Here is a 14,526-nt window from a genome sequence, read left to right as displayed (position 1 = left end):
ATTCTCCTCCTAAGCCTACTGGAAATGCAGGTTTATGAAGGGTGGAAGACCAAAAATGATAGCTAGAATGCTGACGGATAGCTGAAAGCAGGAAGTAATTGCCCTATCAATGCAGGCACTCATTCACCTTCCTGAGCGAAACAGCTTGTTTCCCTGCAAGGATTGAATGGCTTTTATTGACCGGCCCTTGAACCGTTTCTGAACCGAAATGGTCTTTTTCAGCTTAATACATAGCTCAAACAGCTACAAGTTTTTGCGATAAGGGATTTTTCTGGCCCAATGACCATCTTATTGGACAAAGTGGCGACCAATAGAATTTTTAAATGAACAGCAAAAGAATCTGCCGCATTGAAATCCTTATTCTTGGTATATAATATGAAAGAAGGGAGGGTAAAAATGTTGCTTTCGTTTGAAAAATTCTTACTTGTAACCCCGCTGTAGTCCCCGTCGATTATCTGCTTGAAAATAAATTGATCTGGAGTCTGGTTATCTTCAGCTTCTGAGGCCTCATCCTAAAGAGCAATCGTGTACTTTCAAATCGTGGAAATCATCCACCCATTTATCGCAAACACTCCCTAGAAATAATGGCCTACGTATTTCTCCAGCATGGTATTTTTGGCGCCTTTGAATGGCTGGGCCTGCCATTGCCATTATGTAGCCAGTTTTGGGAAAAAAGGTCCATGATCTTTGGTCCTATTAGAGCGCTTACATTTGTTTTGCAACCGAGGGAACGGATTGCAGAGTGGCTCCCGAGGACTCAAAAAAAAATAGCTAGGCAATTTGCCTAGCTATTTTTGTGCAGAGGAGGAGGGATTCGAACCCTTCATCAATATTTTCACAAAAGTTCCTAAAAATGTCGCATATGCATATATATGGATATATAGGATTTGAAGTGATGGTCAGTTTTGTACTGTTTTGATCAATATTTTAGCCCCCCAAATAGCCCCCATTTTAAAAATTTTGTTTAAATTTATACTTCAGCTATATGAATAAAAATGGAAGCTACCCTACGATTTGAGTTAAGACAGGATAAAGTTAATCGTAAAGGAGAACATCCTTTGATTTTAATTATCAGGGTTTCTGGTCAAAGAAGGAAGATCGGGACAGGTGTAAAGCTCCCTCCCGAGTTATGGGATAATGACAATCAAAAAATCCTAAACCCAAGCCAAAAATTAAAGGCTCAAATTCAAAAATCATATGAAGATACAATTGTTACTAAAAATCAATTGATCCAATACCAAGAGGAATTATTTTCTATGGTAAACAGGATTAAAACCCTAGAATCAAAATTTTTATACGAAGGGATTTCTTATAGTGCAGATATGATCGTTGAAGCCCTAAAGGGATCAATAACTGTCAAAACCAAAAAAGAAGATCCTTCGAACCTGGTGTATGATTTTATTGACCGCTATATTCTAGAGCATGGACTTACCCGAGTGAAGGGAAGCCTGGTTGTTTACAAATCCCTCAAAAAGCATTTAAAAAACTACGAGACCAAAATCAGGGCAAAGATTCGTTTTGATAAAATCGATTACAACTTTATGCAGGCCTTTCAAAACCATTTGATTGGTTGGGAGGAAGTCCATGAAACTACCGGTACGGTCAAAACATTGAATAACATTACCATCGCCAAACAATTGAGTACTTTAAAAATCTTCCTTGGATATGCCAAAAGGCAGGGGATAAAAGTAAATGACGGATACAAGGACTTTTCCATCAAGAAAGACAAACTTGAAGTCATCGCATTGACCCAAAATGAATTGGACCTGCTTTTTAATTTTAACCTTAACTCAAATAAACGATTGGATCAGGTGCGTGATGTTTTTTGCTTTAGTTGTGTGACTGGTTACAGGTTTTCAGACCTCCAACAATTAAAAAGAGAACATATTAAAGAAATAGAAATTCGGCTCACCATCAAAAAAACAAAGGAACCTTCCATTGTTCCTTTAAACAGCTATTCTAAATCCATTTTAGAAAAATACAAAGAGCTGGCTATCCCAATTCCCATGATTTCCAATCAAAAGTTTAACAAGTACGTGAAGGAGCTCTGTAAACTGGTGGGTATCGATGACCCTATTGAAATCATCCGGTACAAAGGAGCCATCAAAAAATCTACTATTTACAAGAAACACGAGGTTATCAGTGCCCACACTGGAAGAAAAACCTTTGCTACCCTCTCCCTGGAAAAAGGGATACCTGCTGAGACGGTTATGAAAATAACAGGGCATTCAGATTATAAGAGTTTTCAACGCTATGTCAAAGTAACGGAAGAAAGAAAAAGAAACGAGATGCAGAAAGCCTGGGGAGCTCCTATTTAATATATGAAAAAATGACTCATGAAAAAGTTTGATCCCAATAGACCTTTATGGCAATACAAACTCAGAGAATACTTACTGCTATTTGATGGTTATTCGGAAGAGGAAAGAATTCTTGCTTATCGTTATGGATGGCATATTTTTTCAAGCAACCGGAAGCATTTTGAGGATTTCTCACATTTTATCCGCCGTAGAAAGTGGTTTATTTACCTGTCCTTGGTTTACCCTATCCTTATTACTTTTCTTAGCATTTTGTTGGCGCTTTCAGTCTTGACGGTTGATGTTACGATGAAGGTGCCTCTGTCAATCATTTTTTCAGGGATTACCGCTGGAATTATCTACAACCTAATTGGGAATACTTTTAAAAGTATCCGGGAGACCAGCATTTTTCTAAATTATGTCGACCCTAATGAAAAACTGGCCAATTTCCGGGAATTTGAAAATCTGGATTTTAGAGACAATGAAGCCGGATTACTTTTTTATGAAAATATGCGGGCGAAGCGGGACTATTCCCAGGTCGAAACCTCAGAAAACAAACTAGATAAAACTGAGAAATTGCTGGCCATCGATTTTTTATTGGGTGGACCAGGGACCTTGAATGAATTTATCAATAAACTTTGCCTTGAACCAAATGGCAGATTGTCAAAAGAGGGGGTTTACCGGGTATTAGGTGAAATCCTATCAGCCTCTCCGAATAACATCAAAAAGGATATTACAGCAGGAATAAAAAACATCAGATCGGGAGAAAATCTGTCTGCTAAGCGGATCGATCAGCTTAGGAATGTCAAAAATATTTTCAAACAATCATAATTGGCATTAAAGGCCAGTGAAATCGACAGTTTAATAAATACCGATTGACATTTTGTTTTTTAATGAATCGCATGCATTGGTTAGAAATAATTACAAAATACCTATATTCTCACCCCACCTACTTTACCTTACCTTACCCTATTACAAATCCCCTGAATTTGAAGAAAAATTTAATTTAAATCAAATCAAATGAACTGGCATATTTACAGAGTTCAAAAAACGAATTAGTTTTAAGTTTTAGCTTAATATTTTTACGGTGAGTTTCAACTGTATTATTTGAAATAAACAAGGCTTCAGCACTTTCCGGTGCACTTTTACCTAGGGCTAATAACCGAAGGACCTCACATTCGCGTTGACTAAGTTTATCAAATTCAGCTTGATGCTCTCTAATGAAAGTATTTTCATCCAACAGACGACTTACCTTGGGAGTAATATGTTGAATTGGATCAATTGGTACGGAAAGGGTAATAGTCAATAATGGTTTTTGTTCGTCATCCCGCAATAATATTTTGATGCTGCTTATATACCATTCCCATTTTTTACTTTTTAATGTCCTTACCTGCTCGAAGAAAGAGGTGCTCTCTTCGATTATATTACGCTCAATCAATACAGCGATCTTGGGTAGGTAATCATTAATATTATCTGGATTGAAAAATTTAGAAAGGTAATCAGGACCCATCTTTTTTATTTCTTCAAGAGAATGACCTAATAATGCTTCTCCCTTGGGGGAAATATATTCTACCGAATAAGTTCGTGTATTATGAATAATCACTACACCTGGAATATCACTTGCCATAGCTGCAATTTGAGCTATTTTTTCTTCTATTCTCTTATTTAGTTCACCATTTACAGGGTTATTAGACATCATTTTTTGAGATTAGTTGGTGAAAAAATTCACATTGGCTTTTTAACAAGACAAACAATATATTTTTATATTTTAAATCAAGAAATATTCGAGAAATTTCCCCGGAAGTAGGTATTAGGTCTAACGGTTTATAATTCTAATCAATGCTGTCCTAAATAAATTTGTGTGATAAATATATCCGTTTTAGTGACGTGTCCAACTGTATTTAGGTCGAATTTGGAAAAAGAACCCCCTGTATATGACTTTCAATAGGTTTGGAAGGATCTACAAAGGGTCTGTCGAGCCATTTTTTCAGTTCGATTTTAACGAAAATATTTAGCAGGATAAATGCTACCAGATTGGAAAGGTGCCAGCCGTATTTGGCGGTCGCCTTCATCACCTTGAGAAGTGCCTATGAATGTTTTGATGTGCAGCAACTGCTTGATATCCCTGAAAAACACCTCAATTTCCCATCTTGACTTATAAAGGTCACCAATTGTCTGGGCTGCCCAGGTGAAGTTATTGGTGATCAGTTCAATGGTTTGTTGGTTTTCCTGGTCCCACACAGCTACTCTTCTGAGCCTTCCCCGATACTTGGTTCTGGACTGCGGATTGACCAATTCAATTTCCTGGTCTATGAGCACATGTTGAGCCCTGTTTTCCGGCAACTCCCTCTCTTTGATTGTAGTTAAAGCCAGATTGCTCTTGTGTCTGATCACGAAAAATACCCCTTTGCTGTCCCAAACGTTTAGCATAGAGAAGTCGTTGTAATATCTGTCTGCCACGATTACCGACCCTTTCTCCAAGGGAATATCATAAGCACCTTTGTTATCTGCTACGCTTCCTTCGGTAATGTTCACATAAACAGGGAGTTTTCCGTCATAATCCAACAGGGTGTGCATCTTTACGGCCCCCTTTTTGGTACGGAAAGTAGCCCAGTCGAAGACCGAAAGGCATAAGCTTATCACTGTAGCGTCTAGCAGCTAAACAGGGACTTTAATTTTAAGTTTGACACGCCTAAAGGAAGCCTGCTGTCCTAAACTTCCCAACAGCGAATAGTACAAGTCTTTAAACAAGTCCGCATCCCTACGCTTGTTTTGGTAACTGATACTGGATTTGGAGGGGGCTCTCGCAATACATAAGTGGTTGAGATTGCCTGTAGCAGACCGGAGTCCGTTGGAGATATCCCTTACCGATGTACTCTTGGCAAGATGGCAGAAAAGCATGGAAACCAAATGTGTCCAGCTGTCAAAGCCTTTACATCCTTTATCTGTCTGCTTCTCTTTTACCAATTTTTTGAAAATTGGCCGGTCAATCTTTTTAATAATCTGCGAAAACAATGTAATATTACCCATGAGAGGTCTTCGGTTTTTGGTGCAACCCAAAATACATATTTTGGACAAAAAATGAGGCATCTCATTTTTTATTTAGGACGCTATTGAATTCTAATTGAAGAATAATTAGCTAAATAAATGATAAGTAGGATTTATAGATATTTATGCTGATTTTTTTAAAAAATGGTCCAGTGAGACGGTTATAGATTTGCTATGTACATCAAAAAAATTCCTGTACCGGAAACAGCATATCCACCTGCTTTTCTAAAAACCACTCCAAAGCTGAAAGATACTCAGCAGTGAAATATCAAAGGAAAGGGCAACGGTAATGGAGGGTGTGTTCGGGACACACAAAGAACATTACGGGCTGAAAAAAATAAAAGTCAGCGGCGAAAAGCGAGAGATGCGGATTGTGCTTTTTGCAACCATGGCGGCCAATGCGGTAAAGATCGCCAAAAAAAGAAGCCGGAAGGAGCCTGCGCCCAGAAAGAGGCAGCCTAAGAGGAAAACGATCAGAAAATCCTTGCCATGGGATAACCATGCCCGATAGAAAAAAGGACACAGAAAACGCACCCACTGTCACAACAAATTATACTTTAAAGTAGCACAAATTGTGCTGCTGATTGCAGCAAATAAGTGCAAGAAACCACGAAGAGTTTAGTTTTGCCCCACGTTTTCAAATTTTATTGAATTTTCTAAGAAGCCTTAATTAAAAGTATCCGTCCGAGGACCCATTAGATTTATCTAGGAATAATAGCAGGAAATGTTTATGCCTTGAATCTGTATTTCTCCCAGTTGGATGGGAGAAGCTGGTAGAGATCTTTCTGCTTGTGGCTCTGGATTCTTTCCAAGACATCCTTTAGCCAATCAAATTCATTGATTTTTATCTTTTTGCAGCTTGCCATGAAGGAATACATACCTGCAGTCATCTCTGCTGCCTTATGCGATCCTGCGAATAAAAAGGCTTTACCTGCCTACAGCCAGGGGCCTCACTGCATTTTCAACTAAAATATTGTGAATTTCCATTTGCCCATGAAGAGTATAGGCACATAATCCTGCCCATCTTGATCTGGTATAGGTTATGGCTTTTCCCAAGGGGCTTTGGGACCTAAAGAAGAGTTGATAAGCTTTACAATAAGTTCTTTTATGGAAAATGAGGGAGGTGTGATAAATTATCTAAACTGGTTGAGCAATATCAGTTATAATTCAACTGTAATGGTGCCTGAAGCCACGCCTGTGAACTTTCCATTGTCTGATTTCACCGGAATATTAGTAAAGGTAGCGGTAATACTTCCCCCATTGTTAATAATATTTAATTGCCCCGATTGAGCCCTATAACTTTGTTGCCCAGGGTTGGGCGAATCAATTCTAATAGAGGCTTGACCTGCTGTGGCAAAATCCTTCAAAGAATAAACTCCTGTGGTAGGCATTGAATTATCTATAATTGAAATATTAATGCTTCCATCATTATAATTGCTACTAACAGATGCCCCTATATAGAAGTCCCCACTAGGAACTTGATAAGATACAGAAGATAGGGTATATGTATTACCATCCAAAGTAAAACTCCCTGCTGAATTAGCCAATAAAACCGGTGAAGCAACTGGCTCAAGACATGAATAAAGGTTGTCCGATTCAGTACCCCCATTATTACAACCAGACGCCACAACTCCAAAATATGTGCTTAGACGGGAGTTTACTTCAGACAAAAAATTTGGTTTTTTTCCTACATAACCTTTAGCCTCTGTGGCAAGAGAATGATTGGCTGCTATTATCATTAAAGTGAATAATGAAAGCCCACGTAATTGATTGATTAGAAGAAGTGAAGGTTTTGAAATTTTCATTTTATTAAAATTTAATTTTAATTATTCTACATCCTATTATTATGCAATTATAGCTCTCACATTTGGAAGTGACAATACCTACTTCCGGTGATATTTCTCGAGCTTTTTTTATATCATGATTTAAACAGTGTATGGACATGGCTTAAAAAATCTCTTAAAAATATAATTTAAGCAGAATTTTTGCACATTTTCGTCAAATCAAAATTAGTTTATTATTTTATAATTTTCACTTCAAACTTTATTACTTCTAGTTCTTAGGTGCGGGCTTGATTATTGATCCTGAACGGATTGAGGTTTTTTGATCAGGTTTTTCCTGTAGATTATTTTTATCTACTGCTTCTTTTAGTAAATTAGCTGCTCCAGCACCCTCACCACCTCCATCATATCTTTCCAAGCTTTTAGAAACACCCTCCATTGTCTTTTCAAGTACCGTTTGGGTTTCCAGTTTTTTTATTTCTTCTTGATAAACTGCAGAAGCTAATTTTGTTCTAAGATCCGTTATTTCTGAACGTGATTTTGCTGTTTTAATTTCTAATTCATTAATTTGAGCCCTCTTATAATCTAAATTTTTATCACCTTTTTCTGCATTTTGAATCTGAACTTTTTTATAGGCAATCATTTCGGTATATTTCTTTCTTGTTAATTCTAATTCATTAGTGGAAGCAGGTACTGCATGACCATTAACTTCTCCTAAATGTTTTTGAAAGTCAATACCTTCTTTTTCAAATTGACTTTTGTATTTCCCACATTGGCTACATTTAGCCCCAACCTTCATGTCACCAATTAAATTGTCACGTTCACTGACTAAAACAATTAAATCCTGATGATATTTCATTTGTTGTTTTTTCCATAAGGTTTCTAACTTTACAAGCTCTGAATTGTAATTTTCAATTCTCTTTTTATCCAACTCTAATTGTTGTTCTTTAGACTTTATTAAGTTTTTATATGAAGCGCTCGTAGTTTGAGAGTAACAATAACTACTTAACAATAAAGGAAAAACGACTAAAATAATAACAGTGATTTTTTCTTCGATTCTTAAAATGAATTCTTTCATATTTTTTTATTATTTGATTTAATATCCAAATGAGTTGTATTATGCATTTTACAAATCTTAAATATGTTCTAATTCTTTTATAATTTAGATTCAGATAGAATAAATTAGAAAATAATGAATTTTCTTTTAAATTTATATTTTCTTTCTCAAAGAAAATTGAAAAATTTCCTTATTGTCCAAATTTTTATAGGTTTGATTAGTTTATATTTCCTTAAATAAATCAATTCAAACCAGAAACTAGTTTTATTTTGATGTCCTTACAGGACAGATATAATTTTTTTTTAACTATTCCTTAGCTATAGAATTATGAATAATTCAAAATTGGAACAACTATGCTTAAAAAGCAATACCTACTTTCGGTGATTTTTTTCCTAAGCTAATAATTTATCTTTTTTCTCTGCTTGGAGTATTCGCGGATTTAGAATTTTTTTAATAAAAGATTTGTCATTTATTTATGAATGGCTTTTGGGTCAAGTAAATTTCCTACAAATCGGATCTTGAAGCGAAATCCCTTGGAAGAAAGCTTCTAATGCGGCTAAAATTTGGTTACAAATCTGTATCTATGAGGGAGTATCTTTTGGTTATAAGGCTTCATAAATGTTTGGAAACCGTTTCTAAGGTAATATTGGAAAAATCTAAAAAAAATGTGCAATAACTTCTCCCAAGAGCATGTTACCGTTATCATGTTCAAAGCTGGTTTCAATAAGTTAATTCCTTGAAAATCATAAACGACATAGGACCTCTAACGAATGAAATAGAATTTAAGGCACACTTTCCAAAATCAGTTTTACTCCCCATGGGTATGGGTACGCTGCAATCTCTGTTAAGGTATTCATTTTATTGAATTAGGCACGTGATTAATAAGTTTCAATAAGCTAACCGTTAAGATGTTAGAAGCTTTCGTTTATTGAAAAAAGCCAATAATTTGGACCTTTTGAGGTTTTTTCGGAAGTAATACTCCTTTTTGGCCTAATAGACTAAGATTAAATGATTAAACAGGTGCCTTATTCAATCATTTTAAAAGGCTATAGCGATTGATTACTAATACATTACAAATCACCGGAAGTGGGTATTGACTATTGATACACAATATTATATTTTTGTACTAAATTAAATTATTTCAATTCGGAATCTTATGTTTATTGGTGGCCTTGTGAGGTTGATTAAAGGCTTCAAGTCCTCATTTGGCAATCACATCTTATCAGCTTCTCGCATTAACATACGATATATATCCCTTACCTAAATGAGATAAAAAATTAATTTAGAAAAAAAATAATTTTAATAATTATGATGAGATACCAAATTTTATTTTATCTGTTTCTTAATATTTCAAATTCTTCATTTTCTCAAAACAACACAATGTTGACAAAAGAAGAAACGATTAATTATATTGAAAAAAAGCTTAACGAAACAATTGGACATAAAATAAATGGTCAATACGTATCCTCTAATAAAATCTCTTTAAAGGATTGCGAAATTAGATACTACAAAAAGCAAGAGAACAAAGTCAATTACTCTCCTAAACAATGGAGTTATGACTATGATTCTTATTATACAGGTGAATTTACTAATTCATTTTATCCACATCACATTAAGGAAATAGTTGATGGTACCAATGATCCGAATGAAAGCTGTGGTTTGCTTAAAGTTATACTAATATCTAAAACATCAAAGAAAATTACAGTTTATAATGCCTTTGTTGAAAAATTTCAAAAAATAACAATTTTACCAAATCTACAAGAGACGCTAGCGGGTGCTAATTGGGTGCGCTATGAAGATAGACCTTATTATTCTTTTGATAAAAAAAGTGAAGTTACCTCTTCGATGGATGTTATTACCATATATTATTTAAAATCAGATCCCACTAATTTTAATAAAATCAAAAAAGCTCTGGAACATTTAAGAGATTTATGTAAAGCGGAAGACGATCCGTTTGGAAATTAATTGATGTGAATAAGGCATTTATCAAATAAATGTTTTGTATGGATAAGGTGACTTTGCCACCATTATTTTGCTGCACTTTTTACAAATACCCATCATTCCACTTCATATTTGCCAAATATTCATAACATAATCTGTCATCGTGGAACCGTTTCTGAAATTCGAATATTGACAGACTCTTCTTATACCTCATTTCCATTAGTTCAGCCTTTACTGGTAATATTACCTAATATATGTCATTCAAAAAGCGCCTTATTCAATAAATTAATAATTCAGCCATTTAATAAAAATGGAAGCTACCCTACGATTTGAGTTAAGGCAGGATAAAGTTAATCGTAAAGGAGAACATCCTTTGATATTGATTATCCGGGTAGCCGGTCAAAGAAGGAAAATTGGGACAGGGGTAAAGCTCCCTCCCGAGTTATGGGATAATGACAACCAAAAAATCCTAAACCCAAGCCAAAAATTAAAGGCCCAAATTCAAAAATCATATGAAGATACAATTGTTACTAAAAATCAATTGGTCCAATACCAAGAGGAATTATTTTCTATGGTAAACAGGATTAAAACCCTTGAATCAAAATTTTTATACGAAGGGATTTCTTATAGTGCAGATATGATCGTTGAAGCCCTTAAGGGATCAATAACTGTCAAAACCAAAAAAGAAGATCCTTCGAACCTGGTTTATGATTTTATTGACCGTTACATTCAGGAGCATGAACTTACGCGAGTGAAGGGAAGCCTGGTTGTTTACAAATCCCTCAAAAAGCATTTAAAAAACTACGAGACCAAAACCAGGACAAAGGTTCGTTTTGATAAAATCGACTATAACTTTATGCAGGCCTTTCAAAACCATTTGATTGGTTGGGAGGAAGTCCATGAAACTACCGGTACGGTCAAAACATTGAATAACATTACCATCGCCAAACAATTGAGTACTTTAAAAACATTCCTTGGATATGCCAAAAGGCAGGGAATCAAGGTCAATGACGGATACAAGGATTTTTCTATCAAGAAAGACAAACTGGAAGTCATCGCTTTGACCCAAAATGAATTGGACCTGCTTTTTAATTTTAACCTTAGCTCAAATAAACGATTGGATCAGGTGCGTGATGTTTTTTGCTTTAGTTGTGTGACTGGTTACAGGTTTTCAGACCTCCAACAATTAAGGAGAGAGCATATTAAAGAAATGGAAATTCGGCTCACAATCAAAAAAACAAAGGAACCTTCCATTGTTCCTTTAAACAGTTATTCTAAATCCATTTTAGAAAAATACAAGGAGCTGGCGACCCCAATTCCTATGATTTCCAACCAAAAATTCAATAAATATATCAAGGAGCTTTGCAAGCTTGCTGGGATAGATGATCCGATTGAAATCATCCGGTACAAAGGGGCCATCAAACAATCTACTATTTACAGAAAACACGAGATTATCAGCGCGCATACAGGAAGGAAAACCTTTGCTACCCTCTCACTGGAGAAGGGGATCCCTGCAGAAACTGTGATGAAGATAACAGGGCATTCAGATTATAAGAGTTTTCAACGCTACGTCAAAGTAACGGAAGAAAGAAAAAGAAACGAGATGCAGAAAGCCTGGGGAGCTCCTATTTGATATATGAAAAAATGACTTATGAAAAAGTTTGATCCAAATAGACCTTTATGGCAATATAAACTCAGAGAATACTTACTGCTATTTGATGGTTATTCGGAAGAGGAAAGAATTCTCGCTTATCGTTATGGATGGCATATTTTTTCAAACAACCGGCAGCACTTTGAGGATTTTTCCACTTTTATCTTGCGGAGAAAGTGGTTTATTAATTTGTCCTTGGTTTACCCTATACTTATTGCTTTTCTTAGCATTTTGTTAGCACTTTCAGTCTTGACAATTGACGTTACTATGAAGGTGCCACTTGCTATTCTTTTTTCAGGGATTACAGCTGGAATAATATACAATTTGATCGGCAATACACTTAAAAATATTCGGGAGACGGTTATATTCTTAAAATATGTCGATCCAACGGAGAAACTGGCCAATTTCCGTGAGTTTGAAAGTCTTGATTTTTTAGACAAGGGAGCCGCACTTTTATTTTATGAAAATATGCGAGCGAAGAGGGATTATTCAATTATTGATACTAAGGAAGAAAATAAACTTGATAAAACGGAGAAATTACTGGCGCTTGATTTTTTATTGGGTGAACCTGGGACCTTGAATGAATTGATCAATAAACTGTGCCTGGATCCAAATTGCAGTTTGTCGAAGGAAGGGGTTTACCGGGTACTTGGTGAAGTCCTTTCCGCTTCTCCCAGTAACATCAAAAAGGATATTACTCGTGGAGTGAAAGAAATCAGAGCTGGTGAAAACCTTTCCACAAAAAGAATAGATCAACTCAGAAACGTTAAAACCATTTTCACCAAATCCAAATTGGCTTTAAAAGCTCACGAAATCGATAGCCTTCTATTCAACTTTCAATGACTCATCGAAAAAGTAAATAATTAAGTTGTTTAATGCTTATTTAGCCATTCTATAGGTGTCTTCACCAACTGACTGATCATTCTTAATGGTAGGAGACAAAGACTGATTTTTATTCAGTAATTTGATAGGGGTACCCCTATACACATCAAACCTAGCCAAGGTGGAAGCATTACAACTTAGCCCTCCCTTCGGATCCGGCTCATTTCTATGGAATCCAACCTTAGGCCAATCCCAAGGTTTCTTCATATGCCGCAACTAGATGAACCAAAAGTATTTTTACCTTTACACCTCGTAACCTTTCTGCTTTTAAAAACCTTTCAGTCAAGTTCATAAATTTTTTTTCAAAAATACCAAAATTCCCATATCTTTGATCAATAATCATACACCACCTTTTTGAAAATTATGGTTAAAAAGGGGAATTTTGAGCAATAACTTTAGAACGTTGCAAAGTCCTCACGAGAAAAGACAAATTCAGATAATCGAATGATTGGACTTTTGAAAAGCTTCATTTGATAAAGGAAATTGAATTGGCGTTTTGTTATTTTTCTGTAAAACACAACCTAAAACATTTAATCTTGTAGTGAAATATTGATTAAACTTTTGTAGCCTATGACTATTTATGTAGAACAAAATAATCTTACATTGGAAATGCTAATGGCAGCTTATATAGTAAAAAATTTTTTTCCAAGGAAGGTAAAAATCATTATTACCAGAAATATTCCAGATAGCGTGTCTGATTCACTTATTATAAGAAAAATCAAACCGCTTCCATTGACAGGTGATATATTAAGCCATCTTACCCTGATGGAAGAACTCTTAATTGAGGGTTATTTTGTAAGTGATGAAAAGATTTCCATTTTAACAAATGTGGTTAACCTAGGGTTTGAAATTGTTGAAGGAAATAAATTTCCTTCGGTTTCTATGGATTTTAGTCAATGTCAATCATTAATTTCAAAAAAAGCTATCGCAAGTTATATTATTTTTTTATTAATTATGGAATCGGAAGATTTGAAAAAATGAATTTCATCACATTAATTAAGTTTTTATTAATTGAATTAATTCTTTATTATAATATAATAAGATAACTTTACCACCATCTTTTGTGTTAATTTAGTAAGGTTCCTACTTTCTGTTTATTGCTAATGAACCGATATGCGAGTTCGGTGTTTTGGGGGGAATATTGCTCGATTAGTGTGGTTACACCTAAGCCTAGCAATGAACACGATTATCACCTAGTGCATCTGTTTTAAGTTCTAACCTTCTTTCCTGATTTTTTTTAGCAACTTTTGGAGAATGTCCCTCCAGGTCTTTATACTCCCTAAAATGATGAAAGGTATAATTGCCTACTTTCGCTATAACTCATCTTTACAATCGTCAAAAATTAATCTGTCCAACGTTTTTCAGTTCTTAGTCACTAAAATTTAACCTCCAATTTTATTTTAAAATCGCCCATTCCAGCCAATAATAAAGGTTTATGAAAACTTGGGGTACTACCCCAGCTAACTACCCCTGCCAACTTGTGACCATATTCGGCCAACAAACCAAACGAAAACTGAATATGAATGACATGATCTTTTCACCAATTGACAAAAGACAACTTATCCAAGAGATAGCTGAAGAAGTAGCTTCAAGGATAATCCCAGAGTTGCAACCAGCCACTCCCGACGATGAATTGATACAGATACCTGAGGCCATGAAACTGCTCGGGCGCTCCCGCACCACGATCAACAACTGGAGGAGGGAAGGTTTCCTGAAGGAACAGGTAATCAACACCAGGGTGTATTTTAAAAAGTCAGATATACTGAATGCCGGTCACCAAAAAAACGGTCGGAAAAAATAAAAGCGGATCATGCCCGATCCGCCTTAATTAATTTCATTAGGAAATGGTATCCCGTTTTTAATGAGATAAAT

17 protein-coding genes are annotated in these 14,526 nt (G+C 35.4%); 8 read left to right on the top strand and 9 right to left on the bottom strand.

What is annotated here, in order from left to right:
- Positions 1-995 precede the first annotated feature (995 nt).
- Together AC0L7T_RS22145 and AC0L7T_RS22140 are read left to right on the top strand one after the other, a co-directional pair.
- Positions 996-2,318, top strand: a complete 1,323-nt coding sequence (locus tag AC0L7T_RS22145) for a site-specific integrase (protein ID WP_473338494.1) — start codon at positions 996-998, stop codon at positions 2,316-2,318.
- A gap of 18 nt (positions 2,319-2,336) precedes the next feature.
- Positions 2,337-3,125 carry a hypothetical protein gene (locus AC0L7T_RS22140; protein ID WP_473338492.1) on the top strand — a complete coding sequence of 263 codons (789 nt, stop codon included), beginning with the start codon at positions 2,337-2,339 and terminating at the stop codon, positions 3,123-3,125.
- Between the two features lie 175 nt (positions 3,126-3,300).
- Here the strand turns inward: AC0L7T_RS22140 and AC0L7T_RS22135 are convergent, their stop codons facing one another.
- The 3 genes from AC0L7T_RS22135 to AC0L7T_RS22125 all read right to left on the bottom strand — a co-directional run bounded on the left by AC0L7T_RS22135 (position 3,301) and on the right by AC0L7T_RS22125 (position 5,324).
- Positions 3,301-3,993: a helix-turn-helix transcriptional regulator gene (locus AC0L7T_RS22135; protein ID WP_473338491.1), complete on the bottom strand. Its 693-nt coding sequence runs from the start codon at positions 3,991-3,993 to the stop codon at positions 3,301-3,303.
- A 299-nt stretch (positions 3,994-4,292) separates the two neighbouring features.
- Entirely contained in the window at positions 4,293-4,937 is a 645-nt protein-coding gene (locus AC0L7T_RS22130) for an IS4 family transposase (RefSeq protein ID WP_473338490.1), read from the bottom strand.
- A 15-nt stretch (positions 4,938-4,952) separates the two neighbouring features.
- A complete protein-coding gene (locus AC0L7T_RS22125) occupies positions 4,953-5,324 on the bottom strand; it encodes a DUF4372 domain-containing protein (RefSeq protein WP_473338489.1) in 372 nt (123 codons plus the stop codon).
- A gap of 307 nt (positions 5,325-5,631) precedes the next feature.
- On the opposite strand from AC0L7T_RS22125, the gene AC0L7T_RS22120 reads away from it, so the two are divergent.
- The gene (locus AC0L7T_RS22120) at positions 5,632-5,853 is read left to right on the top strand and encodes a hypothetical protein (protein WP_473338488.1); all 222 of its coding nucleotides are present in this window, start codon (positions 5,632-5,634) and stop codon (positions 5,851-5,853) included.
- Between the two features lie 217 nt (positions 5,854-6,070).
- On the opposite strand, the gene AC0L7T_RS22115 is transcribed toward AC0L7T_RS22120, so the two are convergent.
- The 4 genes from AC0L7T_RS22115 to AC0L7T_RS22100 form a co-directional block, all read right to left on the bottom strand.
- Positions 6,071-6,208 (bottom strand): transposase domain-containing protein, encoded by a 138-nt coding sequence (locus AC0L7T_RS22115; RefSeq protein ID WP_473338487.1) that lies wholly within the window; start codon positions 6,206-6,208, stop codon positions 6,071-6,073.
- A 61-nt stretch (positions 6,209-6,269) separates the two neighbouring features.
- Positions 6,270-6,398, bottom strand: a complete 129-nt coding sequence (locus tag AC0L7T_RS22110; RefSeq protein WP_473338485.1) for an IS66 family transposase — start codon at positions 6,396-6,398, stop codon at positions 6,270-6,272.
- A 104-nt stretch (positions 6,399-6,502) separates the two neighbouring features.
- The gene (locus AC0L7T_RS22105; RefSeq protein ID WP_473338484.1) at positions 6,503-7,147 is read right to left on the bottom strand and encodes a hypothetical protein; all 645 of its coding nucleotides are present in this window, start codon (positions 7,145-7,147) and stop codon (positions 6,503-6,505) included.
- A gap of 247 nt (positions 7,148-7,394) precedes the next feature.
- The gene (locus AC0L7T_RS22100; RefSeq protein ID WP_473338483.1) at positions 7,395-8,201 is read right to left on the bottom strand and encodes a hypothetical protein; all 807 of its coding nucleotides are present in this window, start codon (positions 8,199-8,201) and stop codon (positions 7,395-7,397) included.
- A gap of 1,287 nt (positions 8,202-9,488) precedes the next feature.
- On the opposite strand from AC0L7T_RS22100, the gene AC0L7T_RS22095 reads away from it, so the two are divergent.
- From AC0L7T_RS22095 to AC0L7T_RS22085, 3 genes are all read left to right on the top strand, one after another.
- Positions 9,489-10,145, top strand: coding sequence for a hypothetical protein (locus tag AC0L7T_RS22095; protein WP_473338482.1), 657 nt, complete (start codon positions 9,489-9,491; stop codon positions 10,143-10,145).
- Positions 10,146-10,431: 286 nt separating this feature from the next.
- Positions 10,432-11,754: a site-specific integrase gene (locus AC0L7T_RS22090; RefSeq protein ID WP_473338480.1), complete on the top strand. Its 1,323-nt coding sequence runs from the start codon at positions 10,432-10,434 to the stop codon at positions 11,752-11,754.
- Positions 11,755-11,772: 18 nt separating this feature from the next.
- Positions 11,773-12,615 (top strand): hypothetical protein, encoded by an 843-nt coding sequence (locus AC0L7T_RS22085; RefSeq protein ID WP_473338479.1) that lies wholly within the window; start codon positions 11,773-11,775, stop codon positions 12,613-12,615.
- A 36-nt stretch (positions 12,616-12,651) separates the two neighbouring features.
- Here the strand turns inward: AC0L7T_RS22085 and AC0L7T_RS22080 are convergent, their stop codons facing one another.
- Positions 12,652-12,861, bottom strand: a complete 210-nt coding sequence (locus AC0L7T_RS22080; protein WP_473338477.1) for a hypothetical protein — start codon at positions 12,859-12,861, stop codon at positions 12,652-12,654.
- Positions 12,836-12,997 carry a hypothetical protein gene (locus AC0L7T_RS22075; RefSeq protein WP_473338475.1) on the bottom strand — a complete coding sequence of 54 codons (162 nt, stop codon included), beginning with the start codon at positions 12,995-12,997 and terminating at the stop codon, positions 12,836-12,838. Before AC0L7T_RS22075 ends, AC0L7T_RS22080 begins: the two co-directional genes overlap by 26 nt.
- A 227-nt stretch (positions 12,998-13,224) precedes the next feature.
- Between AC0L7T_RS22075 and AC0L7T_RS22070 the strand changes: the two genes are divergently transcribed.
- Positions 13,225-13,635: a hypothetical protein gene (locus AC0L7T_RS22070; RefSeq protein ID WP_473338474.1), complete on the top strand. Its 411-nt coding sequence runs from the start codon at positions 13,225-13,227 to the stop codon at positions 13,633-13,635.
- A gap of 454 nt (positions 13,636-14,089) precedes the next feature.
- Complete coding sequence (locus tag AC0L7T_RS22065; RefSeq protein WP_473338473.1) at positions 14,090-14,455, top strand: helix-turn-helix domain-containing protein; 366 nt, start codon at positions 14,090-14,092, stop codon at positions 14,453-14,455.
- The last annotated feature ends 71 nt before the right edge of the window (positions 14,456-14,526 follow it).

This window comes from Cyclobacterium sp. 10D3-21 (genome assembly GCF_055809755.1).
This window is presented reverse-complemented; position numbering and strand designations above follow the sequence as displayed.

Coding starts and splice junctions, on each gene's coding strand:
- AC0L7T_RS22145 (WP_473338494.1), top strand. CDS start 996: ATGGAAGCTACCCTACGATTTGAGTTAAGACAGGATAAAGTTAATCGT.
- AC0L7T_RS22140 (WP_473338492.1), top strand. CDS start 2,337: ATGAAAAAGTTTGATCCCAATAGACCTTTATGGCAATACAAACTCAGA.
- AC0L7T_RS22135 (WP_473338491.1), bottom strand. CDS start 3,993: ATGATGTCTAATAACCCTGTAAATGGTGAACTAAATAAGAGAATAGAA.
- AC0L7T_RS22125 (WP_473338489.1), bottom strand. CDS start 5,324: ATGGGTAATATTACATTGTTTTCGCAGATTATTAAAAAGATTGACCGG.
- AC0L7T_RS22120 (WP_473338488.1), top strand. CDS start 5,632: ATGGAGGGTGTGTTCGGGACACACAAAGAACATTACGGGCTGAAAAAA.
- AC0L7T_RS22115 (WP_473338487.1), bottom strand. CDS start 6,208: ATGGCAAGCTGCAAAAAGATAAAAATCAATGAATTTGATTGGCTAAAG.
- AC0L7T_RS22105 (WP_473338484.1), bottom strand. CDS start 7,147: ATGAAAATTTCAAAACCTTCACTTCTTCTAATCAATCAATTACGTGGG.
- AC0L7T_RS22100 (WP_473338483.1), bottom strand. CDS start 8,201: ATGAAAGAATTCATTTTAAGAATCGAAGAAAAAATCACTGTTATTATT.
- AC0L7T_RS22095 (WP_473338482.1), top strand. CDS start 9,489: ATGATGAGATACCAAATTTTATTTTATCTGTTTCTTAATATTTCAAAT.
- AC0L7T_RS22090 (WP_473338480.1), top strand. CDS start 10,432: ATGGAAGCTACCCTACGATTTGAGTTAAGGCAGGATAAAGTTAATCGT.
- AC0L7T_RS22085 (WP_473338479.1), top strand. CDS start 11,773: ATGAAAAAGTTTGATCCAAATAGACCTTTATGGCAATATAAACTCAGA.
- AC0L7T_RS22080 (WP_473338477.1), bottom strand. CDS start 12,861: ATGAAGAAACCTTGGGATTGGCCTAAGGTTGGATTCCATAGAAATGAG.
- AC0L7T_RS22075 (WP_473338475.1), bottom strand. CDS start 12,997: ATGATTATTGATCAAAGATATGGGAATTTTGGTATTTTTGAAAAAAAA.
- AC0L7T_RS22070 (WP_473338474.1), top strand. CDS start 13,225: ATGACTATTTATGTAGAACAAAATAATCTTACATTGGAAATGCTAATG.
- AC0L7T_RS22065 (WP_473338473.1), top strand. CDS start 14,090: ATGAAAACTTGGGGTACTACCCCAGCTAACTACCCCTGCCAACTTGTG.